The 25,983-nt window shown below is 47.5% G+C and carries 24 protein-coding genes; 3 read left to right on the forward strand and 21 right to left on the reverse strand.

Annotated elements, in window-relative coordinates; all coding sequences use genetic code 11:
* Positions 1-10: 10 nt before the first annotated feature.
* The 16 genes from dnaB to gyrA form a co-directional block, all read right to left on the reverse strand.
* Positions 11-1,477 carry a replicative DNA helicase gene (dnaB, locus tag B076_RS12325; protein WP_051347229.1) on the reverse strand — a complete coding sequence of 489 codons (1,467 nt, stop codon included), beginning with the start codon at positions 1,475-1,477 and terminating at the stop codon, positions 11-13.
* Positions 1,478-1,671: 194 nt separating this feature from the next.
* Positions 1,672-2,124: a 50S ribosomal protein L9 gene (gene rplI, locus B076_RS0106635; protein WP_028486624.1), complete on the reverse strand. Its 453-nt coding sequence runs from the start codon at positions 2,122-2,124 to the stop codon at positions 1,672-1,674.
* Positions 2,125-2,141: 17 nt separating this feature from the next.
* Positions 2,142-3,032 carry a DUF2232 domain-containing protein gene (locus B076_RS0106640; protein WP_028486625.1) on the reverse strand — a complete coding sequence of 297 codons (891 nt, stop codon included), beginning with the start codon at positions 3,030-3,032 and terminating at the stop codon, positions 2,142-2,144.
* 30 nt (positions 3,033-3,062) lie between these two features.
* Entirely contained in the window at positions 3,063-3,290 is a 228-nt protein-coding gene (rpsR, locus tag B076_RS0106645; RefSeq protein WP_028486626.1) for a 30S ribosomal protein S18, read from the reverse strand.
* A 3-nt stretch (positions 3,291-3,293) separates the two neighbouring features.
* Complete coding sequence (gene rpsF / locus B076_RS0106650; protein WP_028486627.1) at positions 3,294-3,626, reverse strand: 30S ribosomal protein S6; 333 nt, start codon at positions 3,624-3,626, stop codon at positions 3,294-3,296.
* A gap of 169 nt (positions 3,627-3,795) precedes the next feature.
* Positions 3,796-4,515, reverse strand: coding sequence for an orotidine-5'-phosphate decarboxylase (gene pyrF / locus B076_RS0106655; protein ID WP_028486628.1), 720 nt, complete (start codon positions 4,513-4,515; stop codon positions 3,796-3,798).
* 13 nt (positions 4,516-4,528) lie between these two features.
* Complete coding sequence (locus B076_RS0106660) at positions 4,529-4,861, reverse strand: LapA family protein (RefSeq protein ID WP_028486629.1); 333 nt, start codon at positions 4,859-4,861, stop codon at positions 4,529-4,531.
* An 86-nt stretch (positions 4,862-4,947) separates the two neighbouring features.
* Positions 4,948-5,253: an integration host factor subunit beta gene (locus tag B076_RS0106665; protein ID WP_028486630.1), complete on the reverse strand. Its 306-nt coding sequence runs from the start codon at positions 5,251-5,253 to the stop codon at positions 4,948-4,950.
* Between the two features lie 159 nt (positions 5,254-5,412).
* Positions 5,413-7,080 (reverse strand): 30S ribosomal protein S1, encoded by a 1,668-nt coding sequence (gene rpsA, locus B076_RS0106670; protein WP_028486631.1) that lies wholly within the window; start codon positions 7,078-7,080, stop codon positions 5,413-5,415.
* 200 nt (positions 7,081-7,280) lie between these two features.
* Positions 7,281-7,958 carry a (d)CMP kinase gene (gene cmk, locus B076_RS0106680; RefSeq protein ID WP_211230185.1) on the reverse strand — a complete coding sequence of 226 codons (678 nt, stop codon included), beginning with the start codon at positions 7,956-7,958 and terminating at the stop codon, positions 7,281-7,283.
* Positions 7,959-7,961: 3 nt separating this feature from the next.
* The gene (gene aroA, locus B076_RS0106685; protein WP_028486633.1) at positions 7,962-9,302 is read right to left on the reverse strand and encodes a 3-phosphoshikimate 1-carboxyvinyltransferase; all 1,341 of its coding nucleotides are present in this window, start codon (positions 9,300-9,302) and stop codon (positions 7,962-7,964) included.
* A 52-nt stretch (positions 9,303-9,354) separates the two neighbouring features.
* Positions 9,355-10,227, reverse strand: a complete 873-nt coding sequence (locus tag B076_RS0106690) for a prephenate dehydrogenase (protein WP_028486634.1) — start codon at positions 10,225-10,227, stop codon at positions 9,355-9,357.
* A 26-nt stretch (positions 10,228-10,253) separates the two neighbouring features.
* Positions 10,254-11,369, reverse strand: coding sequence for a histidinol-phosphate transaminase (hisC, locus tag B076_RS0106695; protein ID WP_322785318.1), 1,116 nt, complete (start codon positions 11,367-11,369; stop codon positions 10,254-10,256).
* Positions 11,370-11,451: 82 nt separating this feature from the next.
* A complete protein-coding gene (gene pheA / locus B076_RS0106700; protein ID WP_038150466.1) occupies positions 11,452-12,558 on the reverse strand; it encodes a prephenate dehydratase in 1,107 nt (368 codons plus the stop codon).
* 42 nt (positions 12,559-12,600) lie between these two features.
* Positions 12,601-13,695 carry a 3-phosphoserine/phosphohydroxythreonine transaminase gene (gene serC, locus B076_RS0106705; RefSeq protein WP_028486637.1) on the reverse strand — a complete coding sequence of 365 codons (1,095 nt, stop codon included), beginning with the start codon at positions 13,693-13,695 and terminating at the stop codon, positions 12,601-12,603.
* Between the two features lie 93 nt (positions 13,696-13,788).
* The gene (gene gyrA, locus B076_RS0106710; protein ID WP_028486638.1) at positions 13,789-16,440 is read right to left on the reverse strand and encodes a DNA gyrase subunit A; all 2,652 of its coding nucleotides are present in this window, start codon (positions 16,438-16,440) and stop codon (positions 13,789-13,791) included.
* Between the two features lie 276 nt (positions 16,441-16,716).
* Between gyrA and ubiG the strand changes: the two genes are divergently transcribed.
* Genes ubiG through B076_RS12330 form a run of 3 tightly spaced genes read left to right on the forward strand, consistent with a single transcriptional unit; the run spans position 16,717 to position 18,827 of the window.
* Positions 16,717-17,436 carry a bifunctional 2-polyprenyl-6-hydroxyphenol methylase/3-demethylubiquinol 3-O-methyltransferase UbiG gene (gene ubiG, locus B076_RS0106715; protein ID WP_028486639.1) on the forward strand — a complete coding sequence of 240 codons (720 nt, stop codon included), beginning with the start codon at positions 16,717-16,719 and terminating at the stop codon, positions 17,434-17,436.
* A gap of 4 nt (positions 17,437-17,440) precedes the next feature.
* Complete coding sequence (locus tag B076_RS0106720) at positions 17,441-18,100, forward strand: HAD family hydrolase (protein WP_028486640.1); 660 nt, start codon at positions 17,441-17,443, stop codon at positions 18,098-18,100.
* A gap of 43 nt (positions 18,101-18,143) precedes the next feature.
* Positions 18,144-18,827 carry an SDR family NAD(P)-dependent oxidoreductase gene (locus tag B076_RS12330; RefSeq protein WP_038150467.1) on the forward strand — a complete coding sequence of 228 codons (684 nt, stop codon included), beginning with the start codon at positions 18,144-18,146 and terminating at the stop codon, positions 18,825-18,827.
* 115 nt (positions 18,828-18,942) lie between these two features.
* Here B076_RS12330 and B076_RS0106730 read toward each other — a convergent pair whose 3' ends face one another.
* From B076_RS0106730 to B076_RS12335, 5 genes are all read right to left on the reverse strand, one after another.
* On the reverse strand, positions 18,943-19,407 hold the full coding sequence (locus tag B076_RS0106730; RefSeq protein WP_407635177.1) for a DUF502 domain-containing protein: 465 nt from the start codon (positions 19,405-19,407) through the stop codon (positions 18,943-18,945).
* A gap of 310 nt (positions 19,408-19,717) precedes the next feature.
* Positions 19,718-21,343, reverse strand: a complete 1,626-nt coding sequence (locus B076_RS0106735; RefSeq protein ID WP_038150468.1) for an ABC transporter ATP-binding protein — start codon at positions 21,341-21,343, stop codon at positions 19,718-19,720.
* On the reverse strand, positions 21,343-22,683 hold the full coding sequence (locus B076_RS0106740) for an ABC transporter permease (RefSeq protein WP_028486643.1): 1,341 nt from the start codon (positions 22,681-22,683) through the stop codon (positions 21,343-21,345). The genes B076_RS0106735 and B076_RS0106740 overlap by 1 nt, the downstream gene beginning before the upstream one ends.
* On the reverse strand, positions 22,683-23,660 hold the full coding sequence (locus B076_RS0106745) for an ABC transporter permease (protein WP_028486644.1): 978 nt from the start codon (positions 23,658-23,660) through the stop codon (positions 22,683-22,685). The genes B076_RS0106740 and B076_RS0106745 overlap by 1 nt, the downstream gene beginning before the upstream one ends.
* Positions 23,660-25,888: an ABC transporter substrate-binding protein gene (locus tag B076_RS12335; protein WP_169721409.1), complete on the reverse strand. Its 2,229-nt coding sequence runs from the start codon at positions 25,886-25,888 to the stop codon at positions 23,660-23,662. The genes B076_RS0106745 and B076_RS12335 overlap by 1 nt, the downstream gene beginning before the upstream one ends.
* Positions 25,889-25,983 lie beyond the last annotated feature (95 nt).

The raw sequence follows: 25,983 nt of genomic DNA on the forward strand, positions 1-25,983 counted from the left end.
CCACTATCCTTTAGTAGTGCGCTTCATCGGAAACATAAGCCGCATGATTTTCAAAACGGGTATATTCACCAATAAAGGTTAAACGCACGGTTCCCAATGCGCCGTTACGATGTTTACCCAGAATGATTTCGGCAATGCCTTTATCCTCACTCTCTTTATTGTAAACCTCATCGCGATAGATAAAGATAATCAAATCGGCATCCTGCTCGATTGCACCCGATTCACGCAAATCCGACATCACCGGACGCTTATTGGGGCGCTGTTCCAAACTTCGGTTTAGCTGAGAAAGTGCAATGACCGGGATCTCCAACTCTTTGGCCAAGGCTTTCAGACCACGGGAAATTTCAGAAATCTCGTTCACTCGGTTTTCCGCACCGGCAGAACCACGCATCAACTGTAGATAATCGACCACAATCAATCCCAGGCCGGTGACTTTTGAATCTGGATTCTCTTCACCCGCCTGAACCGCTTCCTTACGCTGCAAGTCACGGATGTCCTTATCAATCCGTCGTGCTCTCGCTCTCAATTCGGTAATCATCAAAGCCGGAGTATCATCAATATAGACCTTGGCTTGAGACAAGACATTGATCGCCTTATTCAGTTTAGGCCAATCCTCCTGCTGCAATTTACCGGTACGCATGCGTCCGGCATCAATCCGTCCGATTGAACTGATCATACGCATCGCCAAAGACTCACCCGGCATCTCCATACTGAAGACTGCAACAGGCGTATTGTTTTTGGTGGCGATATTTTCCGCCATGTTCATCGAGAAGGTCGTTTTACCCATGGAAGGACGACCTGCGACAATGATCAAATCACCCTTCTGAAGCCCTGAGGTAATTTCATCGAATTCGGTCAAGTGCGTGGCTTGTCCGGTAATGGTACCTTCCGTATTGAAGAGTTCATCGATTTTGTTGATAGCCGATTCAAGCAAGACATCCATGGTTTTGTATTGACGTTCTTTGCCTTCACCGTGCTCCGCAATTGACATAATCTTGGATTCAGCGATATCCAAGATTTCACGAATGTCCTTCCCCTGTGGAAAATAGGCGGTTTCGGTGACGTCATTACTGGCTTGAATCAGACTTCTTAGAATCGATTTATCGCGCACAATTCGCGCATAATAAAGAATATTGGCGGAACCGGGAGTGTTTTTGACCAACTCAGCCAGATAATCCTTATCACCCGCCAAGTCCAATTGCCCCACCGACTTCAAATATTCCACAACTGTAACCAGGTCGAATGGCTTATTATGACGACTCAGCGCCACAATCGAAGAAAAGATCGCCTGATGCTGCTGAGTGTAGAAGTCGCGCTCATTGACAACAACGGCGACATCTTCAAAAACCTCATTGGACAACATCAAGCCCCCTAACACAGACTGCTCGGCTTCAATCGAGTGTGGCGGAACTTTAAACAAGGATTCCGCGGTATTTTGGGTATTTCCTGAAGATTGTCTGGATTGGCTTGAATTCATAAAGGCTTCAAAGGGTACGATAAAAAGTAAGAAGCGATCATTATAGCGGAATGTATCCGATAAGTGTTTAAGCCGCTTTAAAAATTGGCGATCAAATCACTTCTCAACAAGAGAAGAATAGGGAAAAACGTAGGCATAAAAAAAGCGGCAGACCCGAAAGGCATGCCGCTTTTATTGACAGTAAAACCGTAGGATCACTCCTGGATGGCTTTAATCTCAACAGTAATTGAAGCCACAACATCAGAGTGAAGTTGAACATCAATTTCATAGGTACCAACGTGACGCAATACACCTTCTGGCATACGGATGTTACGACGAGGCACATCAAAACCAGCCGCTACAAGCGCGTCTGAAATATCCTGTGTACCCACAGAACCGAAAAGTTTACCTTCATCACCAGCAACAGACTCGATGGTAATTACCTGTCCATTTAGGTTTTCGTAAATACCTTGAGCAACAGCCAATTCAGCCGCAGCCGCTTTTTCTAGCTCGGCACGAATCTTTTCGAACTCTGCAACGTTTTCTTTTGTTGCTGGCTTAGCTTTTCCTTGTGGAATCAGGAAGTTACGCGCATAACCAGCTTTTACTGAAACTTGGTCACCAAGTGAACCTAAGTTTTGTACTTTTTCAAGCAGAATAACATTCATAGCTTAAACCTCTTAAATTATTCTTGTTCCCATCGGCTTCTAAAGTTGGCCCAAATGTCCAACAAACCAATGGTCGCGAGTATCAGCATAGCTTGAGGAAATAGAAATAACAGCACATATAAAGTCACCAGCCATGCAGTGTGGAGTTGTTTTACCGTTACTGCCTGATGCGCAATGGCCAAGCCTTGAAACATCAAACCAGCAACCATCACGCCAGACAAATCATAGACAATTCCAGAATCCGCGCCAGTAATTAAACCGGCCAAAGCCAAAACGATGGCAACATAGGCCGTCGATTTAGGCAAAGACATCTGATAAAAATCAGATTGGAACTGTCCTGGATGGTATAGACTCCCCTGCCACCAACGGCCCACGACCAAAATCGAAAACCACAATACCACTGCAAACATCGCCAACAACATGGTGACCATATTTGCCAGGGTTTGAATCGCTTCCGGCTGATACTCAACCGAAGAGGATTCAAGCAGCGGTTTGACTTGCTGATCGAACAGGGTCATCCACCATTCTGACGGAGAGGGAACGAGTATGTGCAATGCAATCACACCCACGCCCGCCAAAACCATCGCCATCTGCAAGGAAAGAGCCAATGAGTTTGTATTTCGCAATACCAAAGCCATTAACCAAACCGGCACCATGTATTCAGCAACTGAAATAATGGCTGGAACATAAGAACCAGTCATCACCACAGTCAATCCAACATTGGCCAGCACACTCCAAACAAGGACTTTAACTCCCTCACCCACCCCAACTCTCAGGGTAACCAAGGTAATGATCGCACCCACAATCAATCCGACAGGTGCAATCCAAACACTTAACGCTGAAAACAGAACCGCGGCAATCAGAGCCTGCATCGGCCCTTTCATGACATAATTTGCGATTGATAACATGCGCTACCTGTTAATTCTAATTCTTCAAAATTATTTGTGTTGATCAGTATATGGCAACAAAGCAATCATACGCGCACGCTTGATTGCCGTTGCTAATTGGCGCTGATACTTAGCGCTTGTTCCAGTAATACGACTTGGAACAATTTTGCCAGTTTCAGTGATGTATGACTTCAAAGTATCTAAATCTTTGTAATCAATCTCTTTAACGCCTTCTACTGTAAAACGACAGAATTTTTTTCTTCCAAAACCTCTAGCCATCTCTTACTCCTTAGAATCTTTTTTAGCAACCATAACAGAAGGCTCAGTAACCGCCTCTTTACGCTTGATAAACATGCTACGAAGCACTGCATCGTTATAGTAAAAAGCATTTTCAAGCTCATCTAGAGCTTCTTGATTACATTCGATATTCATTAGAATGTAGTGTGCTTTATGAACCTTATTAATAAGGTAAGCAAGTTGACGACGACCCCAATCTTCTAGGCGGTGAATCTGACCACCAGATTGTTCAATAAGGGTACGATAACGTTCTAGCATGGCAGGAACCTGTTCGCTTTGATCAGGGTGCACTAGAAATACGACTTCATAATGACGCATTCATATTCTCCTTATGGATGATATAACAGTCTCCCGCTTCCAACGGACAGCAGTGAGACAAGGAAATTCAAACACTTAGTCTGAAAGGCGCGAATTATAACCGAAGAGACCCCATATTTCAAACACTTATATTCAATCAATAAGGAAGGCGACATATTTAAACTGGTTTTCAAGCAATACTTTGGTTAATGTCCTGCAGAACCTGCAATGGAGTGACTGATTGGGTAATCGGGCGACCTACCACCAAGTAACTGGCACCAGCCTCCATCGCTTCTTTAGGTGTCATAATCCTCTTTTGGTCATTCACATCACTGCCTTGAGGTCGAATACCCGGGGTAACGAGACAAAAAGCCTCCCCCAAAGCCTCCCTAAGGTCTCCGGCTTCCTGAGCAGAACACACTACTCCATCCATACCTGAATCTTGAGCCAACCTGGCGAGACGCATGACATTTTCCTGCGGACTGCCGGACAAGCCAATTTCCTGCAAGTCATCTTGCTCCATACTGGTGAGAATGGTCACCGCTATCAATAACGGCTTTTTAGGTTGATTCAATTCGGCAATTGCTTGCTGTGCGGCCTGCATCATCTTGCGTCCGCCCAAAGCATGGACATTGACCATCCAAACTCCCATTCTAGCAGCCGCCTGTACCGCCTTAGCTACCGTATTAGGTATATCATGGTACTTAAGATCTAAAAAAACCTCAAAATCCTTTTTAATCAGCGATTTAACAAACTCCGGGCCTGCAACGGCAAATAATTCTTTCCCAACTTTCAAACGACATAAAGAAGGATCCAACCCCTCCACAAACAACAAGGCCGACTGTGCATCGGCAAAATCCAGCGCAATCAGCACCTTTGGATCCAGACCTTCTTTTTTAAGAAAACTCATTCAAAAAAACCTATTATTTATTATTAATCAACAGACTACGATTCTTTTCTAATGTCGAGACCGAAGCTGATTGCGTTTTTCTCAACTGCACAATCTGATCAGCCAGCTTCTTATTTTCACGCTGTTTCTGAGTCAAACGCCACCTTAGACGCGTTATCTGCAAAAGCATCACAGCCGAACCTACCAGCATCCCAATAATGAACACAGCGGCCATAATGATACTTAGAGCCGAATCATACTGAAACCAAAATAGGTCGATCTTAACCGTATGTGGATTCAAGACTCCGAGTGAAACTCCGAGAATCAAAAAAAGCACGGTCAATACAAATGAAATAATTTTAAACATGAGAAAGGAGTGTCTCTATCAGGAAGATAGAGAAATTATAGAGGATAAATAAAAAAGGGGCTACCAAATGGCGCCCCTTTTTTAAATTAAACTATGATGTCAGTTGACTCTTTAGACTCGTCGACCCGCTCTCTTAAAGACTTTCCAGGCTTAAAGTGAGGGACTCGTTTGTCTGACAACTTAACCGTCTCCCCAGTTTTTGGGTTACGGCCAATCCTAGCTTTTCTATGATGTAAACTAAAACTCCCAAAACCTCGAATTTCAATACGCTCGCCCTGAGACAAGGTATTGATCATAGAATCGAGAATTTTATTTACCGCAATCTCAACGTCTTTTTGACTGAATTGAGTCTGCTTTCTTGCAATAAGTTCAATAAGTTCTGACTTGGTCATAATGATAATGCTCTTATTATCTTATATTCTCGAAAAAGAGAGTTTTAACGAATCTGTTCGAGTGGACAGGCTAACCGGCCCACACAAACAGAAAGACCAAAAGTGTGGCTGAAAAATCAAGCCACAAACGCAATCGCTGTTTAGGCGATTGCCGTCAGATTACATTTTGTCTTTGAAAAGGTCACCAAGAGTTGTTCCTGCTGCTGCAGGCTGCTGTCCGGTGTAGTCTTTGATAGCTTCTGCTTCTTCGTGCGCTTCTTTTGCTTTAACAGAAAGAGAAACTGAACGGTTTTTACGATCGATATTAGTAATCTTCGCTGAAACCGTATCCCCTTCTTTAAGAACAGAAGATGCGTCGCGAGTATCTTCCAACAACTCAGAAGCACGCAGATAACCTTCAACCTCAGGACCTAGATCAATAACAGCACCTTTCTCATCGACAGATTTAACCGTTCCTTCAACAATGCTGTTTTTACCATGATCGGCTACATATTGACCGAATGGATCCTGCTCAAGCTGCTTAAGGCCTAGAGAAATACGCTCACGATCTGGATCGATCGAAAGGATAACCGTTTCTAGCTCATCACCTTTTTTGAATTCACGAATCGCTTCTTCACCAGACTGATTCCATGAAATATCGGTCAAATGAACCAAACCATCAATACCACCCTCTAAACCGATGAAGATACCGAAGTCAGTAATCGACTTGATGCTACCGGTAATCTTGTCGCCTTTAGCGTGAGTAGCAGAGAAGCTTTCCCAAGGATTAACAGTACACTGCTTGATCGATAGAGAGATACGACGACGCTCTTGATCAACATCAAGAATTTTAACACGTACTTCTTGACCCAAGTGGACCACTTTAGATGGGTGAATGTTACGGTTTGTCCAATCAAGTTCAGAAGTATGAACAAGACCTTCAATACCGTCTTCAATTTCGATGAACGCACCGTAATCAGTAATGTTAGCCACTTTACCAGCCGCTTCCGCACCGATTGGGTAACGAGCCACCATATCTGCCCATGGATCTTCTTCAAGCTGCTTAAGACCTAGAGATACACGGTTACGTTCTTTGTCGAATTTAAGAACCTTAACTTCAATCTCATCGCCAACCTGAACGATTTCAGATGGGTGGTTAACACGACGCCAAGCCATATCTGTAATATGCAGAAGACCGTCAACACCACCAAGGTCGATGAACGCACCGTAGTCAGTAAGGTTCTTGACGATACCTTTAAGAACAGAACCTTCTTCCATATTAGAAAGCAGTGCTTCACGTTCAGCTGAACTTTCCTGCTCAATAACCGCACGACGAGATACAACCACGTTGTTACGCTTACGATCAAGCTTAACAAGTTTAGTTTCAACTTCTTTCCCTTCAAGGAAACCAAAGTCGCGAATCGGACGAATATCCACAAGTGAACCAGGTAAGAAACCACGTACACCATCAACATCAACCGTCAGACCACCTTTAACTTTACCAGTTACATGGGCCATAACGACTTCGCCATCTTCCATAGCCGCTTCAAGACGATCCCAAGTCTTAGCACGCTTAGCTTTCTCACGTGACAGACGAGTTTCACCCATACCGTCTTCTAGAGACTCAAGGAAAACTTCAACTTCGTCACCCACGGCCACTTCAAGTTGACCTTCAGCGTCTAGAAATTGATTCTTAGGAATAGCCGACTCAGACTTCATGCCTGCGTCAACCATGACGGTTTCTTTGTCGATGCCGACAACGGTTCCGATAATTAGAGAACCTGTGTTAAATCTGTCTTCTTGTTGTAAAGACTCTTCAAATAATTCAGCGAAAGATAATTCACTCATGGATAAAGTACCAATAATTGCACATAGCCGACTGTAATTTTCCAATTGGGGTTTTAAAAAACAACCGGGTCAGTTAAAAAAATGTCGATTTCCCAAACAATCAACAGAAAAAACAAAATCCTTGCTTTGGAAAACAAAGCAAGGATCATAAAACTCTTTTATTTCAACCAATTAGGTTAAAATTAATTCATAAAGACACCTTAAGGCAAAAGTCGCTTATCTCGCAATATCTGCTCTGCTCGTTGGCAAACTTGCTCGATATTTAAATCACTGGTATCGATGACAACCGCATCATCCGCAGGTTTTAAAGGCGATGTCGAACGATTGGAGTCCCGCTCGTCCCGTTCTTTGATGTCTTGAATTATCTGGCCAATGTTAGCACTAACCCCTTGGTTTTTCAACTGTTTAACGCGTCTTTCTGCACGAATTTCGGCAGACGCCGTTAAAAACAGCTTCACTTCCGCATCCGGAAATACCACAGTACCCATATCACGGCCATCCGCCACCAATCCCGGCGATTTTGCAAAGGCCTGTTGGCGCTCCAACAAAGCCACTCTCACCTCCGGAATCGCCGCCACCTTTGAGGCGACTGCAGCCACTTCTTCAGTCCGCACACTGGAAGTCACATCTTCACCGTCAAAAAGAATGCTTGTGGCCACAAACTCAACCGGCAGGGATTCGGCTAAGGCTACTAAAGCCGGAACATCCTGAACGTCCAAATTTTGCTTAACAGCCCCGTAAGCCAAAGCCCGATAAATGGCGCCACTGTCCAACAGATGAAATTGGGTTTTACAGGTCAAATATTGGGATAAGGTCCCTTTTCCGACACCACTCGGACCATCAACGGTAATCACCGGACAAGTGTTTATTGACGCCATTGCTCACGCCTCCTGTTTGGATTCAATTTGCATACCAACCTCATTCATCAAACTGACAAAGGTTGGAAAAGAGGTATTCACATTGGCGCAATCATCAATCACCACCTCGGATACCGCATTCAAACCAGCGACAGTCATAGCCATAGAAATTCGATGGTCATGGTGACTCTGAATCTCCGCGGCTTGAGGTGACTGCTGCCCTCCATTTATGACCATACCATCCGGGGTTGGCACAGCATCAATGCCGACTGCCTGCAAGGCATCCGCCATCACTTGAATGCGATCCGACTCCTTAACACGCAACTCTTCCGCACCGCTTAAAACAGTTTGTCCGGTTGCACTGGCCGCGGCCACAAAAAGCACCGGGAATTCATCAATCGCCAAAGGAACCAGTGATTCGGGAATCTCAATACCTTGTAAAGGAGCATAACGGATGTGCACATCAGCTACGGGCTCCCCCCCTACTTCATGAGCATTTTCCAAAACAATATTGGCGCCCATTAATTTTAAAATATCAATCACACCGGTACGGGTAGGATTCATCCCCACATGCTCTATGACAAGGTCAGACCCTTCTGAAACCGCAGCCGCCACCATAAAAAAAGCCGCTGACGAAATATCGGAAGGCACATCGATATGGCGTGCTTTCAAACTCCCACCACCTTGCAGACAAGCCCGGGTGCGGCTGTTATCTAGCCGCGTTGAAACCACTTCATAACCAAAACCGTTGAGCATGCGTTCAGTATGGTCGCGGGTTGGTGCAGGCTCTTCCGCACAGGTTTTGCCTTGTGCATACAGGCCTGCCAACAATACACAGGATTTCACCTGGGCGCTCGCCATGGGCAAAACATAATCAATGGCCTTAAGAGTTTGGCCGTGTCCGCATATCTTCATCGGCAAGGTGCCCCCTTCTGCCGTTTCGATTTTCGCACCCATCATCGCCAAAGGGTCGGTCACACGTTTCATAGGGCGTTTAGACAAAGAAGCATCTCCAACGAGTTCGCAATCAAAATCCTGTCCTGCAAGAATACCCGCCAGTAAACGTGTGGAAGTTCCTGAATTGCCCATATCCATTGGTTTTTCAGGTTTCTTCAAACCACGCAAACCCACACCATGAATGGTCACATTTCCCTTATCCGGCCCCTCTATCTGAACGCCCATATCCTTAAACGCCTGCAGTGTTGCCAAGGCATCGGCACCCTCTAGAAAGCCGGTCACCGTGGTGGTGCCTTCGGAAATGGCTCCCAGCATAATACTGCGATGTGAGATCGACTTATCTCCGGGCACTCGGATACGTCCGTGGATACGTCCACCGGGTTGAACAATAAATTTTACGTTTGCCATAAAGTTTTCTTTAATTTTCTATTTAATTGGAATTGATTCAATGGATTGAACGTCAATCCTGCTTATTCACTATATGCTTGTCGCGAGCCTGCTTGGCTTCATCAAACAGATGATAAAGCCCCTGTGCATCCTTGCCTTCAACCAGTTGAATCAGCTCAGTCAAGGCGTGCTGATAGTTTTTCAACCATTTGGCGATGGCACTGGAGTTGTTAACGGCAATATCACGCCACATGACAGGATCACTGGAAGCGATGCGAGTAAAGTCCCTGAATCCGCCTGCAGTGTACTGAAACACATTGCCCAGTTCAGCGTGCTCATTCAACAATTCGACCAAACTGAAAGCCAGCAAGTGCGGCAGGTGGCTAGTCGCAGCCAGCACTTCATCATGATAGTCCGGGGCCATACTCACAACATTGGCCCCCAAGGCTTTCCACAAATTTTCGACCGTTTTCAAGGCGTTTAAATCGGTTTCTTCTGTAGGTGTTAAAATCACTCGATGATCCACAAACAAATCTGCAGTCGCCGCTTCAACCCCGCTTTTTTCTTTTCCTGCAATCGGGTGTCCGGCAACAAAATGCGGTGGCAGTTCACCAAAAACCTGTTTGACCGCCTCGATCACACTCATCTTGGCGCTGCCCACATCCGAAATAATGACGTTCTCTTTCAAAAACGGGGACATATCCTGCAACACCGACTGCATGGCACCCAAGGGAACACCCAGCATAATCAAATCGCTATCGGATACTGCCTGCTCCATATCGGTTGTATAGGCGTCTATCACGCCCAATTCAACGGCGGTTTTGAGATTGGCCTCATTTTGACCAAACCCGATCACCTGAGGTACCAGGCCTGCTTGTTTTATACCTTTGGCAAAAGAGCCACCAATCAGACCCACGCCAATTATCGTTATCTTCTTCAGTTCCATTCAATTCTTTAATATTAGGGCTTAACTCAGCGCTGTAAAATGGCCTTTAGGGCTTCAATGAAATGTGCATTCTCTTCTTGAGTACCGATCGAAATGCGCAAGGTGTCAGGCATGCCATAATTGGCAACCGGCCGAACAATGACACCCAACTCCAAAAGCGCCTGATTGACTTCTGAAGCCTTACCGGGAAAGTGGGCACATAAAAAGTTACCACTAGACGGAATTCTGTCGATTTGCAACTCATCCAGAGCCGAGCAAATTTGTTGCATTCCATCACGGTTTATCTGAACGCTTTGTTTAACAAACCCCGGATCCTGAATGGCCGCTACCGCCGCTACCTGAGCATAATGATTAACATTAAAAGGCTCGCGCAACTGGTTGATGTATTGAATTATTTCCTCACACCCAACCATGTAGCCAACTCGCAATGAAGCCAAACCATAAGCCTTGGAGAACGTCCTTGATATCAGTAGATTCGGGTAAGATTGCACATAATCTAAGCCGTTTGGATACTCCGGAAAATCACAAAATTCCAGATAAGCTTCGTCCAATACCACCACAACATTATCAGGAACCTGGGAAATAAAGGCCTCCCACTCCTGTCGTGAAAACACCGTGCCGGTCGGATTATTAGGATTGGCAATATAAATCACTTTAGTGTTATCGGTCACCGCCCCAAGCATGGCCTGCAAATCATGCCCCCAATCCACAGAGGGAACTTCAACCGCTGTTGCACCGACTACTTGTGCCGACAACGGATAAACCGCAAAACCGTATTCGGAATAAATCACCTCATCGCCTGGACCTGCAAACACCCGCGCCACCAGTTCCAACAACTCATTAGAACCATTACCAATGGCAATTTGCGCCGGACTGACTTTCAAAAAATCCGCCAACACCTCTTTTAAACGGTAAGCGCTGCCATCCGGATAACGCGAAATTTCGCACAATGCCGTCTGAATGGCGGAAACAACCTTAGGACTGGCGCCCAAGGGATTTTCATTGGAAGCCAGCTTAGATACTTTGCTCAAACCCAGTTCACGCTGCAATTCGCTGACAGGTTTTCCGGGCACATAAGGGTGAATACCCAAAATTTGAGGCTGAACCGTATCACAGAATTGCATGGTCATCTTTTTCATCATTTTTTATTTCTTAATAAGACCCGATTTAAGTCTTGTTTTAATATCGAGAATTCAGAGAGAAGTTGGCTTTCAACAAGACAACTCAAGCCTCCAAAGGGGAAACCGGATAAGAACCCAGAATCTTGAAAAAAGAGGCTTTATCCTTAACCTCTTCCAGAGCCTGTCTGACATTTTCATCCACCTGATGCCCCAATACATCGATGAAAAATAGATAATCCCATTTTTTATCGGTCGATGGACGTGAAATGATTCGCGTCATACTGATATCACGTTTGGAAAAACAAGACAAGAGCTCAAGCAGAGCGCCGGATTTATTTGGAATCGACACAATCATGGCGGTTTTATCTTCACCGCTCGGCTGGGTAGTCTCACGACCAATCACCCAAAACTTGGTGGTATTGTCACGCTGATCTTCAATATTGGATTCCAAGATTCTCAAGCCATAAAGTTGCGCCGCCTGCTCGGAAGCGATGGCCGCTAAAGAACCATCCTCTTGCGCCATCTTAGCCGCCAAAGCATTCGAATCGACCGCCTCAAGTTCCGCCCAGGGCATATTGTTTTTCAACCAATGCTCGCACTGCCCCAAAGCCTGGCTGTGCGCCACCACCTTGCGAATCAACTCAACTTCATCACCTTTGGAGAGCAGACAATGATGAACCGCCAGATCGACTTCGCCAGAAATAGTCAGGCCTGTGTGAATCATCTCCTTTTCGGTATTTTTTACCACACCCTCCGAAGAGTTTTCGACCGGAACAATGCCGTAGTTCGCATCCCCCTTTTCAACCGTAGCGAACACCTCCTCAATAGAGGAAACCGCAATCGGATGTGCCGAAGAACCAAACTGTTTGATGACGCTGGCATGCGAATAACTGCCCTCAGGCCCCAAATAAGCCACTGAAATGGGTTGTTCCAAGGCCAGGCAAGCCGACATGATTTCACGAAAAAGACGCGCCATTTCATTGTCAGGCAACAAGCTGGTATTGCGCTGCTTGACGGCACGCAAAACCTGAGCCTCACGTTCAGGACGGTAAAAAATGGTTTCGACCTTTCCACCCTGGGTTTTGATATCGGCCACTTTCTGAGCACAAGCTGCTCTCTGTCCAATTAACTCCTGAATTTGCTCATCAATGGAGTCGATTCGGTTGCGAATTTCAGTTAATTGTTGCTGTTCTGTCATCTGTTCTGCCATCTTGCCCGACCTGATACTCGATTGTCTGGATTCATTTTTAAATTAAGCGTGTTTAGCTGCGAATTCACGCATAAATTCAATCAGGGCGTCCACTCCGGCTTCCGGCATGGCGTTATAGATACTGGCACGCATACCACCAAACGCTTTGTGCCCTTTCAAACTGAGCAGGCCTGCTGATTTTGACCCTTCCAAAAACTGTCCATCCAATTCACTGTTCTTCAAAGTGAAGGTGACATTCATCCACGAGCGGTTATGCGGCACGATACTATTACTATAAAACTCCGACGCGTCTATAAACTCGTACAGCTTACGTGCTTTAGCTTGGTTGATTTTGGCAATTTCCTTCACGCCTCCGATCTCCTTCAACCATGCAAACACCAATCCGGCCAAATACCATGCAAAGGTGGCCGGTGTGTTAAACATCGACTCATTATCCGCATAAGTTTGCCAGTTAAGCAGCGTTGGGGTTGTTTCACGCGCCTGGCCAAGCAGATCTTCACGTACAATCACAATGGCCAAGCCTGCCGGTCCGATATTTTTCTGCGCGCCGGCATAAATCAAAGCGTATTTACTGACATCAATCGGACGACACATAATATTAGAGGACATATCTGCAATCACCGGCTTGCCTTGAGCGAACACGGCCTCCAAATCATCCTCCTGAAACTCCAAACCGGTAATCGTCTCGTTGGCACACAAATGGATATATTTAGCGTCAGGACTGAAATTCCACTCAGAGCGGGCCGGGATAGCAGTTGGGTTATTTCCATCACCTTCCGCAACCACATTAACGTTTACATAACGGCTGGCTTCTTTAATCGCTTTAGTTGACCAAACTCCCGTATTAAAATAATCAACGGTATCCCCCGGCTGGGTTAGATTCAAAGGAATTCCGGCAAACTGCAATGAAGCACCGCCATGAATGAACAACACCTTATAGTTGTCAGGAATCTCCATCACCTCGCGCAAGTCGGCTTCCATCTGATGGGCGACCTGCATGTATTCTTTGCTGCGGTGACTCATCTCCATCACCGACATTCCAGTCTGATTCCAATCCAAAAACTCATCGGCCGCCTTACGCATTACCGGTTCCGGCAACATCGCTGGGCCTGCGCTAAAATTATAGGCACGGGTCATTCTAAATTCACTTCCTTAGTCACAAAACAGGGCGGCCTCAAAACGAAGCCACCCTGCCTAATTTAAATTCAAGGCTTAATCTGAAAAGGCCAATCAGGCTTTCTCATCGCCGTCGATTGCATCATTCGATTCATCAACAGCAGAATCAGAGGAATCCATTGCATCAGTTGAGGCGACGTCTAATCCGTCAACCCCGTCCTGACCTTCAAGCTCTGCTTCATCTTCTAGATCAACCACGGCCAAACCGACTACTTGCTCACCTTTACCGACATTGATCAGTTTCACGCCCTGGGTGTTACGCCCCACAATCGAGACTTCCGCCACACGGGTTCTCACCAAAGTTCCCTTATTGGTAATCAACACCATCTCCTGGTCCGGAGTAACCGAAACCGCAGAAACCACTTCTCCATTACGGTCGGTTGTCTTGATTGAAATCACCCCTTGTCCACCACGGTTGATGGTGGAGTAATCCTCCACCGGCGTACATTTACCGAAGCCGTTGGCCGTCGCGGTCAAAATCAATGAATCCGGCTTGGCGATCTGCATGCTGATAACATGGGAACCTTCCGGCAACTTCATACCACGAACCCCACGAGCGGTACGTCCCATGATCCTGACGTCACTCTCTTTGAAACGGATCGCCTTTCCGGCATTACTGAACAGCATGACCTCTTGCTCCCCGTCGGTCAAAGCTGTACCCACCAACTCATCGTCGTCCAGCAGATCCACGGCGATAATACCGTTGGCGCGAGGGCGCGAGAAGTCTTTAAGCGCAACACGCTTAACCACCGAATTGCGGGTCGCCATAAACACCGCGCGCTCCTCATCAAACTCATCCACCGGCAGAACCGAGGTAATATACTCACCCTCTTCCAGCGGCAGGATATTCACAATTGGCTTCCCGCGGCTACCACGGCTTGCCAACGGTAACTGCCAGGTCTTCTGCCAGTAAAGCTTGCCGCGGTTTGAGAAACACAACAGCATGTCATGAGTGCTCGCCACGAAAATCTGTCCGACTTCATCCTCTTCTTTCATTGCAGTTGCGGATTTACCGCGTCCACCACGTTTCTGAGCGCGGTAATCGCTTAAAGGCTGGGTTTTGATATAACCATCTTGCGAAAGGGTGACAATACGGTCTTCCACCGCAATTAAGTCTTCCGCATCCAGATCCTGGTAACTGAAGTCAATTTCGGTACGACGGTTGTCGCCAAATGATTCGATTACTTCCAGCAACTCTTCCTTGACCACTTCAGTCAACCGATCTGGATTTCTAAGAATCTCCAGGAACTCGGCGATTTTCTGGATCAGGCCTTTGTACTCTTCAACAATCTTATCTTGTTCCAAACCGGTCAAACGGTGCAGACGCATTTCCAAAATCGCCTGAGCTTGCGCCGGAGACAATTTATAAGCATCACCATTCGCACCAAAACCTTCCGGCAGATCTTCCGGGCGCACATCGCTCATATCGACACGCTCCAGGAAGTCAATCACATTGCCGACCGGCCAAGCCTTCTCCAGCATGCGCTCCTTGGCCACCGCCGGACTCGGCGAAGCCTTGATCAACTCGATCATGTCATCAATGTTATTCAGTGCAATGGTCAAGCCTTCCAAAATATGGGCTTTTTCGCGCGCTTTGCGCAGTTCGAAAATCGTGCGACGCGTCACCACTTCACGACGGTGTTTAACAAAGGCTTCAATCACCTGCTTCAGGTTCAACAACTTAGGCTGACCGTCAATCAAGGCAACCATATTGATACCAAACACCGTTTGCATCGACGTTTGCTTGTAAAGGTTATTGATAATAACTTCCGGCACTTCCCCACGACGCAATTCGATGACGATACGCATACCGTCCTTATCGGATTCGTCTCGCAAAGCGGTTATACCTTCAATTTTCTTCTCTTTGACCAGCTCGGCAATGCGCTCAATCAAACGCGCTTTGTTGACCTGATAAGGAATTTCGTGCACCACAATCTGGCTCTTACCGCTCTTATCGGTCTCCACACTCGTCTTGGCACGAATTTGCACGCGCCCGCGCCCGGTTTCATAGGCTTCACGAATGCCTTTGGTACCGTTGATAATGCCATAGGTCGGGAAATCCGGACCGGGAAGATGCTCCATCAAACCCGCCACGTCGATTTGCGGATCTTCAATGTACGCCAGACAGGCGTTGACGGTTTCGTTCAGGTTGTGCGGCGGAATATTGGTCGCCATCCCAACGGCAATCCCGGAGGAACCGTTTACCAATAGATTGGGGATGCGAGTCGGCAGAACGACCGGCTCGGACTCCGAACCGTCATAGTTTTCTGCAAAGTTAACAGTCTCTTTTTCAAGGTCGGCCAACAAATGATGGGCGATTTTCGACATGCGAATTTCGGTATATCGCATTGCGGCAGGTGAATCACCATCCACGGACCCGAAGTTACCCTGCCCGTCTACCAGCATATAACGCAAGGAGAACGGTTGTGCCATACGAACAATCGTGTCATACACGGCCGTATCACCATGTGGATGATATTTACCAATGACATCACCGACAATACGTGCCGATTTCTTGTAAGGTTTGTTGTAATCGTTACTCAGTTCATTCATGGCGTAAAGCACACGACGGTGAACCGGTTTCAAACCATCTCTTACATCGGGAAGCGCGCGCCCTACGATAACACTCATCGCGTAACTCAGGTAGGACTGCTCCATTTCATCTTCGAGCGAAATGGGAATAATTTCACGTGCAAATTCAGACATCAATCATCCAATCTATTTGTTAACCAAATTAAAGCCGTCATTATACCCAAACTCTTCGCTTAAAGCGACATTAATAGCAAGCTTTGGCATGGCCTGCATCCAGTTTACAGAGTTATTTAAAGCATTTATGAGCACCCAAACCAGAGTCCATAATTTAAGCGCACAAAACCTGGCCAAAAAGGTATAATTTTGGACTTATTTTCAGGCTTCACATCGACCCGCCTGAGCAACTCACTCGATTTCAAACCCAGCACATTCCGGCACAAAAGAGAGATTATGAGCGAAAACACTTTTCGTAAAGGCAATGCCGACCAGACGGAACTGGACAACTTCAACCGCCTGTCCAACACCTGGTGGGATACTGAAGGCGAATTCGGCGCCCTGCACAAGATCAACCCGTTCAGACTGGACTTCATTCGCCGCCATCAAACCATTGAAAACCAATCGGTTTTGGACATAGGCTGCGGGGGTGGAATTCTATCCGAATCCCTTGCTCTGGCCGGAGCCGATGTCACCGGCATCGATTTGGCCGACGAGGTACTGACGATCGCCAAACTGCATGGACTGGATTCCGGCGTCACCGTCAACTACCAACTGATCGCGGCGGAAGAATACGCCCAGCAACACCCCGAAAAACACAACATCGTGACCTGCATGGAAATGCTGGAACACGTACCCGATCCCGCCTCCATCGTCCAAGCGGCGGCGGACTGCGTGAAGCCCGGCGGCTGGGTGTTCTTTTCAACCTTGAATCGCAATTACAAAGCTTACCTCTTGGCCATTTTTGCAGCCGAACAGCTTATGAACCTGGTGCCCAAAGGCACCCATACTTACGAAAAGTTCATTACACCAGCTGAAATGGATCAGATGGCCCGCCAATCCGACCTCTACCTACGTGACAGCAGCGGCATTGAATTCAATCCAGTATTGCAACGTTACGGCTTGACAGACAAGGTTGATGTCAACTATTTACTCGCCTACCAAAAAGCAGAATAACTCAATGAAACCCGAATGCATTTTATTTGATTTAGACGGCACCTTGCTGGACACCTCTTTTGATTTCGCCTACGCACTGAATCGCACCTTGAGCGATTTCGACCGTCCTCACTTACGTTATCAGGACATTCGCAAAACCGTTTCCCAAGGCGGGTTGGCCATGACTCAACTTGCTTTCCCAGAACTGCAAGGCGAAGCGTTGGAAGCCAAACGTCAGCACTTCCTCGACATCTATTACCATAACATTGCGCACCACACCCAATTGTTTCCGGGGCTACTGCCAGGCCTGCAATTTCTTGCCGATCACAATATCCCGTGGGGCATCGTCACCAACAAGCCGGGTTGGCTAACCGAGAAACTTCTGTCCCATTTCGACTTTCCAAGTCAACCCCTGACGGTCATCAGTGGCGACACCCTGTCCGTGCGCAAACCCCATCCGGAACCGATGCATCTGGCGGCTCAACAATGCGGCATCGCCCCAGAGAACTGTCTGTACCTGGGTGATCATCCGCGTGACATTGAAGCCGGCATCAATGCAGGCATGAAAACAGGAGCCGCCCTGTTCGGTTACCTGCCCGATTCGGCCGGAGATGACAGCTGGCCTGCTGATTTGTTTTTTGCGACCCCGTTTGATGTCAGCCACTATCTGCAAAGCCTGAAATAATATTTCGGTATAAAATCACAAGAAACCATTAAAGAGTCAAACTATGAGCGTATATTTCATTACCGGAGCCGCACTCGGCCTAGGCCGCGCCTTGAGCACCCAGCTGGTATCTCAAGGCCATGAAGTCATTTTGCTGGACAAGGATTTAGGGGCGCTCAACGCCCTGTACGATGAACTCGATTCTGAAAAGGTCGCGCTCTACCCAATGGATCTGCTGGGTGCCAACATCGACCATTACCAGCAGTTGCAACAAACCCTCGACGAAAACTATGGCAAACTGGATGGCGTATTTTTAAACGCCGCGACTCTGCCGGCCTTTACCCCGATTGCTCAATTTGACTACAAGCAATGGTATGAAGTACTGCACACCAATTTGAATGCCAACTTCCACCTGATCCAAAACACTCTACCGCTTTTGCAGCAGGCAAAAAAAGGTCAGCTGATCGCTATTTCCGACCAAAACATTGAGGACCACCCGGCCTATTACGGTGCCTATGGCGTTGCCAAAGCTGGATTGGAACAATTAATCAAAACCGTGGCGGCGGAAACCCAACAGTTTTCCATCGAATGCTACTTGGCTAAACTGGAGACCTTCGCAACCGAATCTCGCGGCCGCCTGTTTCCAGGAGAAAACCCAACCGAGCTTCCACAAGCAGAAGAAATGGCGAAACATATTCTCGACATCGTATTGCATGGCCTCAATGCCGAATTCGTTCATAAACTTTAAACTCAACAAAACAGCCATGTCATCAACGCCTGCTGTCTACCACACAAAATCCAAAACCAAAAAAACCAGCAGGCCTGCTGGTTTTTTTATTTTTAATTACGCAAAAACTTGCTCATTACTCGACCTGTGTTTTTTCCCGCTTGACCGTTTTTCTTGCTTCCATAGTCGTCACCCCAGCGGTCAGCGTGAATCGCATTGCCTCCTCCATCGTCATATCCAGTGAACTGACGGCACTGCGCGGCACCAACACGGCATAGCCGCCAATCATATAACTTAAAGGCAAATAGACTAAAACACTCTGCTCATCGTTGAAACCTGACGGCAGCTTTTCCGTTTGATTTTGGGTAATGAAACCGATTAATTTCATCTCACCCAATGTCACCGCCACCACCTGATCGAACTCCTGCTCCTTATTAGGCGAGAAATACTCAAAAAAATCTTTCATGGCTCGGTAAACCGGCTTCACCACCGGCAAATAGGAAAACAGCTCCTCAAGTTTGGTGAAGAGACTGCGCACCACATAAGCGTGCATCAACATGCCAATCAAAAACAGTATGACCAATCCGGCAACCACACCCATCCCCGGCCAATAAAGCGCTTGTGGCAAAGCATCACGGATGATGCCGCCCAAAACCGACTCGGCGCTTACGGCGAGCCAATAAAGCAGATAAAAGGTCAGTACTACCGGCAAAATCGTAATCATGCCGGTCAACATATTGCGACTGATAAACCCAAACACGGCATCGCCCTCAATTAATAAACCAATAAATAAAAACAGACAGGCCTGCTGATTCTCAAGACAAATCTGAAATAAGCAGGCCTGTCTGACACTTGGCAAAAAACCGAATCAGACCCCGGCCATCGCCAGCAAAACCTCAAACAGAAAACAGCTACAAAGCGTCCCGCACCAATTTGGGAGCGGAATTCAATAACTGCTGAGTATATTCATGCTGCGGATTGCCCATCACCTCTTCAACCTCGCCCTGCTCGACAATTTTGCCCCGCTGCATTACGGCGACATGATGGGCAATGGCCGGAATGATCGACAGATCATGGGTAATGAACAAGTAAGACATCTGATACTCTTTCTGCAGATCATCCAGCAGAGCCAACACCTGAGCACGCACACTGACGTCCAAGGCACTGGTCGGCTCGTCACAAATAATCAGTTGCGGCTCCACAGCCAAAGCGCGCGCAATGCCGATACGTTGACGTTGGCCGCCCGAAAACTCGTGCGGGTAACGATGTTTATGTTCGGCCAACAAGCCAACTTGCTCAAGCAACTGCGTGATGCGCTGATTCTGCGCCTCCCTGCCCTTAGGACCAACCTGCAGGCTGTTCATGCCTTCGCGAATGATCTCACAGATGGTCATGCGCGGATTCAATGCCGAAAACGGATCCTGAAAAATCACCTGAACCTTTTTTCGGAATGGCTTCATCTGTCTTTCTGAAAGTTGCGTCAAATCCGTTTCCGGCAGTTGCTCATCATGAAATTCCACTGAACCATCGGTGGCGTTGACCAGTTTTAAAATCGCCTGACCAATGGTACTTTTTCCGCTGCCGGACTCTCCCACCAGCGCCAAGGTTTGGCCTTTGCGGATATTCAGGGTGACGCCATCTACCGCCTTCACATAGCCGACAGTCCTTTGAAACAAACCTTTCTTAATCGGAAAGTGCACCTTCAGATTACTCACCTGCAACAGCGTGCGACTCTCTTTAAGCGTACGGTAATCACGTTTGGGTACGGCATCCGCCAGAAGTTTTCGAGTATAAGGGTGTTGTGGAGAATCAAAAAAGTGCGCCTTCTCGGCCTGTTCAACGATCTCGCCCTGTTTCATCACCGCCACGCGATCAGCCATCTCATTGACCACGCCCATATCGTGGGTGATAAATAGAATCGACAGGCCTCTTGCATCGCGAATCTGTTTAAGCAACTGTAAAACCTGGGCCTGAATGGTCACATCCAGCGCCGTCGTCGGCTCGTCGGCAATCAACAGATCGGGCTCACACGCCAAGGCCATGGCAATCATGACGCGTTGCTTTTGCCCTCCTGACAACTGGTGCGGATACCAGTCGTAACGGCTGTCCGCCTCAGGAATGCCCACCTCTTCAAACAGCTCCACCACTCTGGAACGGGCTTTTTTAGGGGATAGATGCAGGTGCACCCGTAACACTTCAGCGACCTGATCGCCAACCTTCATCACCGGATTCAACGAGGTCATCGGCTCCTGGAAAATCATCGCTACCTGTTTGCCGCGCACTTTCTGCATCTGATGTTCCGGCAGGGAAAACAAGTCTTGCTGATTAAGCAAAATGTGTCCATCGGTGACTTGCAGAGCTTCCGGCAACAGGCGCATAATCGCCAGACTGGTCAACGACTTTCCACTACCGGATTCGCCAACCAACGCAAAAATTTCCCCTGCCTGGATTTCAAAACTGATGTTTTGAATCAGAGCCGCTTGCTCTACCTCCACTTGCAGATTTTTGACTTCTAATACCGGTTGGTTGGCTTGCATTATTTATGCCCTCTGGGATCTAACACCTGCTGCACTCTGTCGGAAAACAGATTGGCGGCTAACACTAAAATAAACATGAAAAAGAAGGCCGAGAAAAGAGACCACCACACCATCGGCTCACGCGCCATTTCCAAACGCGCCTGATTGATCATATTGCCCCAGCTGTGCATGGTGGGATCGACCCCGACTCCGACATAAGACAATACCGCCTCGGCCAAGACCAGTCCGCTGAAATCGAGCACCACCGCAATCAATACGATATGCATGACATTGGGCATGATGTGACGGCCGATGATCTTGAAACGGCTCACTCCAAAAGCTCGGGCGGCGGCCACAAATTCAATCTGACTGATTTTCAGCGTCTCGGCACGCAACAGACGGCATAAACCCGTCCAGCTGGTCATGCCCAAAATCAGAATCAAGAACAACAAGCGCACATCGGCACGCTCCTCGGTGGTGCTGAACCAGTCGGGATTATTGTTCATAATCACCTGCATCACCAAGACTGCGGCGGCGATTAACAAAACGCCTGGAATCGAATTCAGGGTCGTGTAGAGATATTGAATCACATCGTCCACCCAGCCTTTGAACAGGCCTGCTGAAATTCCGAGAATCAAAGAAACCGGCAACATCACCAGTGTGGTCAAGACCCCAATCAGAACCCCGGTGCGTATGCTCTTGAGCGATTCATACAAAACATCCCCGCCCACTTTATCCGTGCCCAGCACATGATACGAGAAACTTAACACATACAGCCAGCTGAAAAATAGCACGATCACTAACAACGCGATATAGGCGGTGCGCCAAGGCAAACGCGTCTGATTCCGCCACACCTTGCCCGCATAAACCTTAAAGTCCAATGCATGTTGGCGGCTGCGCCACCAAAGATGCACAGCGATCAGCAACATGCCAATCAAAGCGCCCAGCCCCAAAGCCAATAAAGAGTGATTCAATACGGAGGCGCCCGCATCGACATGGACTAACGGCAGATAGAGCTGCGCCACCTCTCCATTAGGCAAAATCTGCATCGAACGGTTATACTCGACTGTGGCGAAAGGAGCCGAATAGGTTCGCTCAGCACTGTGGGCCAAATGTGAAAACAGTGCATCCAAAAAGCTTTGCGAGGCTTGGCTGTTTTGCGCAAAATGAACCGAATCCAATAAGGCAATCAACACATAAATTAGCAACACCAACGCGGCAACCATCGCCACCTTGGATTCAAACACCTGTAACCACTGCTTTCTGACTTGGGCGGATCGTCCAATCAAACGACCCCATGCCAGCAGCGCAAGGATCAAACCCCAGATCATCATATCTGTCCACAATAGTGAGACTGTCATCACTGCAACCTCACTCTGGGATCAAAATAGGTGTAGGAAATGTCGGTCAGAATCAAACCGATGATGTACAGCACCGAACCCAAAAACACCATCGACTTGACGATTGAAAAATCCTGGGCATTGATGGCGTCGATTGTGTAGCTCCCCAAACCGGGAATGCCAAAAAACGATTCCATAATCAGGCTACCCATAAACAGAGTGGGAATCACCACCACCACGCCGGTCAATATCGGCAAGAGGCCGTTTTGTAGAACATGGGCAAACAACACCTTGATCTCAGACAAGCCTTTGGCACGAGCGGTGCGTACATAATCCTTATTGATCTCTTCAAGGAACAGGCTGCGATACCAACGGATGCCGCTGCCCAAACCGGCAAAGACCCCGATCAAAACCGGCAGAATCAAAAACTTGAGTCCCTCCCAGCCACTCTCGTAACCCGATATCGGCACCCAATGCCAAATCTTGCTGAACAATACTTGACCGGCGATGATGTAAAACAGCCCTGAAATCGACATGATCGCGACCGCCACCATCATGGTGGCCGTATCCAGAACCGAACCACGGAACAGGACAATCAACAACGCCAAAGCGATATTGGTCACCAACCCAATGATGAACGTCGGCAAGGCAATGGCCAGACTGGGCCACATGCGTTCATAGATATCTGCCGAGATCTGCCGTCCCGAATCGGACTGTCCAAAATCGAATACAAACAGCTTTAAAGACTGTTCCACAAACAGGGTTTCGCTGATTTTAGACAGGCCTGCCGATTCCGTATTGAAAAACAATGGCTTATCGTAACCGTGATCGACCTTCCAGGCCTGGATCATTTCCGGCGTGGTCTGTTTGGCGCCAAGTTGGGCACGCGCCATGTCGTCCGGCGTATTCACCATGAAAAACAGCGCAAAGGTAATCAAATTTACACCAATAAGAATCGGAACGGCAAACAACAATCGCCGCACAATATAGGCAAACATCACCCTTCTCCTCGCTGCTTCGAATCCGGTACAATCACCGAACCTTGCCGTGCACGGTAGGCTCTCACCAGAGGGTAAACCGAACCGAGTAAGACTAGAACCAGAATCAACAAAGGCCACACAACCGGTTGATTCCATTGATTTTGCTTGGCATATCGCTGTTCAGCATCAATGCGTTTGTATTTGATGGTGTTGTTCGCCAACGGGTTCGGCCAGACATTATGATACCAACCATGATAAAGCGCCAGCGACTTGGGGTAGAAACCCCATACCCAAGGTGCATCCTGGCGGACAATGTCGAGCATTTGCCGAATCAGACGCAAACGCTCTGCGGAATTTTGCATGGTTTTAATCTGTTCAAACAGCGCATTGAATTGCGGATTATCGTAATTGGCACTGTTGATTCCGGCGCCATTGGTATGAATCGCCGCATTGCCGCCATACAGCAAAAATAGAAAATTTTCCGGATCCGGGTAGTCGGCATTCCAGCCCCACACAAACATCTGAGCTTTGGCACCGCGAACCTTATCCTGAAAACGGTTGTAGTCGGTGGCACGAATCACCAATTCAATGCCTAACTTTTCAAACTGCTTGCGATACCAGCTCAACATTGACTTGCTGTCCGGGCCGGTTGCCGGGGTATCGAAATAGAGGGTCAACGACGTTCCGTCTCGCATTTTTCCGCCGGGATAGCCCGCTTCTGCCAACAATTGCTTGGCCGTTTCCAATGATTGACGCTGCGCGCTGCCATTACGCCACTCATGCACATAAGGATTGATGCCGTCCTTTCCCTCTATAAACCCGGCAATCCCCGGAGGTATTGGCCCTTGCGCCGCGACACCACGGCCATTCAAGAAAATAGAAATATACTCTTCGTAATTAATGGCGATGCTCAATGCCTGACGCAATTTTTGCTGCTTTTCGGAATAGCCGCCCACCACCGGATCGGCCATATTGAAACCCAAATACATAATGGTCGGTTGAATCACATTCAGAAACTGTATGTTCTTTTGCCGCATTTCATCGGTGAGCTGCATGCCGCCACTGGCATTGACCGAAACCGCTTGGTCAAAGCTGTCCGAGCTCACACCCGAGGCGTCATAGTAACCTTGCAAAAATTTGTTCCATAAAGGGACATTCTCTTTCTCCAGCGAATAGACCACCTCTTTAATTAATGGCAAACGTTTACCTGCATCCTTGAGCAAAACAGGATCCGCACCTTCCGCCAAGCCGGAATCGGGATAATAGTCTTCATGAAAATTAGGATTGGCCAACAGACGCATGCGCTTATTAGGGTTGTTTTCGGCCAACATGTAAGGCCCGGTTCCTACTGGAGCAGTGTCCAATGTCAGATTCTTTTCAACCAGGCCTGCTTGATTGTAAAAGCGCTCAACTTCCCACGGAATGGGGGCGAAAAAGTTCATCGCCAACCAATACTGAAATTGCGGGTAACGTCCTTCAATACGAATAATAAAGTTATATTTATCAACAACCTGAACGCCTTTAATGCGATAGTCATTCAAGTCAAAATCAAATGAATCTGCGGATTCGGAACTTTCAGATTGATAGGCAAGGCTGACCTCGTCAGAAAATTCTTGAAGACCGACAATATAGTGATTCATAGTGTCAAGAATCGGAGAATGGTTTTGGCGTAACCCCATGCGTTTGATTGCATACACATAATCTTCTGCAACGAGTTCACGCGAGGCCGTCTCACCGAAGTCGGATAGAGTGTTTATTGGTGCTAATTGAGTCGGGCTTAAATGGAGATATTTCTGCGCCCCATCGGCTTTTTTGACAAAAGCCGGATGCGGTTGATAACGGATACCGGGCTTTAAGCTCAAATGATATTCACTGAAAGCTATGTTGGATGTTTCTGCCTTTTCATCAAGAACCTTGCCCTGTGCATCCAGATAACGTACTTGGGGCATTTGCGTCAAGGTCAGCGGTTCGAGTTCATAGGGTCTTTTCAGGTAATGGTATTGCAGTGGCGGTTCATAAATCTGCCCTAGAATCGCCGCTTCGTTAGAACTGTATGAGACCACCGGATCCAGGTGTTTTGGCGGTTCTGAAAACGAGCTGAACAAGGTCGGGCTCTGAACCTGCTGGGCGCTGTAAGGCTGATTCCAAAGGCCTGATTCACACCCTGACAAAACAAACAGCATAACGAAGATAACAGAATAAAAACCGCGTCTTAGCACACTCTGTAATCCAAATTCGTTAAGCATAATGTTATGAAACCAACCTCTCACAAACAAACCGTTTTAATTCTTGAAGAACTGCCATTATAGCGAATAAATTCAATTAAATTAGCGTTATAATG

Source organism: Thiomicrorhabdus chilensis DSM 12352 (assembly GCF_000483485.1).
In the GTDB taxonomy this organism is placed as follows: domain Bacteria; phylum Pseudomonadota; class Gammaproteobacteria; order Thiomicrospirales; family Thiomicrospiraceae; genus Thiomicrorhabdus; species Thiomicrorhabdus chilensis.

Excerpts from the sequence above, each read along its gene's own strand:
- dnaB (WP_051347229.1), bottom strand. The coding sequence starts at position 1,477 with ATGAATTCAAGCCAATCCAGACAATCTTCAGGAAATACCCAAAATACC.
- rplI (WP_028486624.1), bottom strand. The coding sequence starts at position 2,124 with ATGAATGTTATTCTGCTTGAAAAAGTACAAAACTTAGGTTCACTTGGT.
- B076_RS0106640 (WP_028486625.1), bottom strand. The coding sequence starts at position 3,032 with ATGTTATCAATCGCAAATTATGTCATGAAAGGGCCGATGCAGGCTCTG.
- rpsR (WP_028486626.1), bottom strand. The coding sequence starts at position 3,290 with ATGGCTAGAGGTTTTGGAAGAAAAAAATTCTGTCGTTTTACAGTAGAA.
- rpsF (WP_028486627.1), bottom strand. The coding sequence starts at position 3,626 with ATGCGTCATTATGAAGTCGTATTTCTAGTGCACCCTGATCAAAGCGAA.
- pyrF (WP_028486628.1), bottom strand. The coding sequence starts at position 4,515 with ATGAGTTTTCTTAAAAAAGAAGGTCTGGATCCAAAGGTGCTGATTGCG.
- B076_RS0106660 (WP_028486629.1), bottom strand. The coding sequence starts at position 4,861 with ATGTTTAAAATTATTTCATTTGTATTGACCGTGCTTTTTTTGATTCTC.
- B076_RS0106665 (WP_028486630.1), bottom strand. The coding sequence starts at position 5,253 with ATGACCAAGTCAGAACTTATTGAACTTATTGCAAGAAAGCAGACTCAA.
- rpsA (WP_028486631.1), bottom strand. The coding sequence starts at position 7,080 with ATGAGTGAATTATCTTTCGCTGAATTATTTGAAGAGTCTTTACAACAA.
- cmk (WP_211230185.1), bottom strand. The coding sequence starts at position 7,958 with ATGGCGTCAATAAACACTTGTCCGGTGATTACCGTTGATGGTCCGAGT.
- aroA (WP_028486633.1), bottom strand. The coding sequence starts at position 9,302 with ATGGCAAACGTAAAATTTATTGTTCAACCCGGTGGACGTATCCACGGA.
- B076_RS0106690 (WP_028486634.1), bottom strand. The coding sequence starts at position 10,227 with ATGGAACTGAAGAAGATAACGATAATTGGCGTGGGTCTGATTGGTGGC.
- hisC (WP_322785318.1), bottom strand. The coding sequence starts at position 11,369 with ATGATGAAAAAGATGACCATGCAATTCTGTGATACGGTTCAGCCTCAA.
- pheA (WP_038150466.1), bottom strand. The coding sequence starts at position 12,558 with ATGGCAGAACAGATGACAGAACAGCAACAATTAACTGAAATTCGCAAC.
- serC (WP_028486637.1), bottom strand. The coding sequence starts at position 13,695 with ATGACCCGTGCCTATAATTTTAGCGCAGGCCCAGCGATGTTGCCGGAA.
- gyrA (WP_028486638.1), bottom strand. The coding sequence starts at position 16,440 with ATGTCTGAATTTGCACGTGAAATTATTCCCATTTCGCTCGAAGATGAA.
- ubiG (WP_028486639.1), top strand. The coding sequence starts at position 16,717 with ATGAGCGAAAACACTTTTCGTAAAGGCAATGCCGACCAGACGGAACTG.
- B076_RS0106720 (WP_028486640.1), top strand. The coding sequence starts at position 17,441 with ATGAAACCCGAATGCATTTTATTTGATTTAGACGGCACCTTGCTGGAC.
- B076_RS12330 (WP_038150467.1), top strand. The coding sequence starts at position 18,144 with ATGAGCGTATATTTCATTACCGGAGCCGCACTCGGCCTAGGCCGCGCC.
- B076_RS0106730 (WP_407635177.1), bottom strand. The coding sequence starts at position 19,407 with ATGGGTGTGGTTGCCGGATTGGTCATACTGTTTTTGATTGGCATGTTG.
- B076_RS0106735 (WP_038150468.1), bottom strand. The coding sequence starts at position 21,343 with ATGCAAGCCAACCAACCGGTATTAGAAGTCAAAAATCTGCAAGTGGAG.
- B076_RS0106740 (WP_028486643.1), bottom strand. The coding sequence starts at position 22,683 with ATGACAGTCTCACTATTGTGGACAGATATGATGATCTGGGGTTTGATC.
- B076_RS0106745 (WP_028486644.1), bottom strand. The coding sequence starts at position 23,660 with ATGTTTGCCTATATTGTGCGGCGATTGTTGTTTGCCGTTCCGATTCTT.
- B076_RS12335 (WP_169721409.1), bottom strand. The coding sequence starts at position 25,888 with ATGCTTAACGAATTTGGATTACAGAGTGTGCTAAGACGCGGTTTTTAT.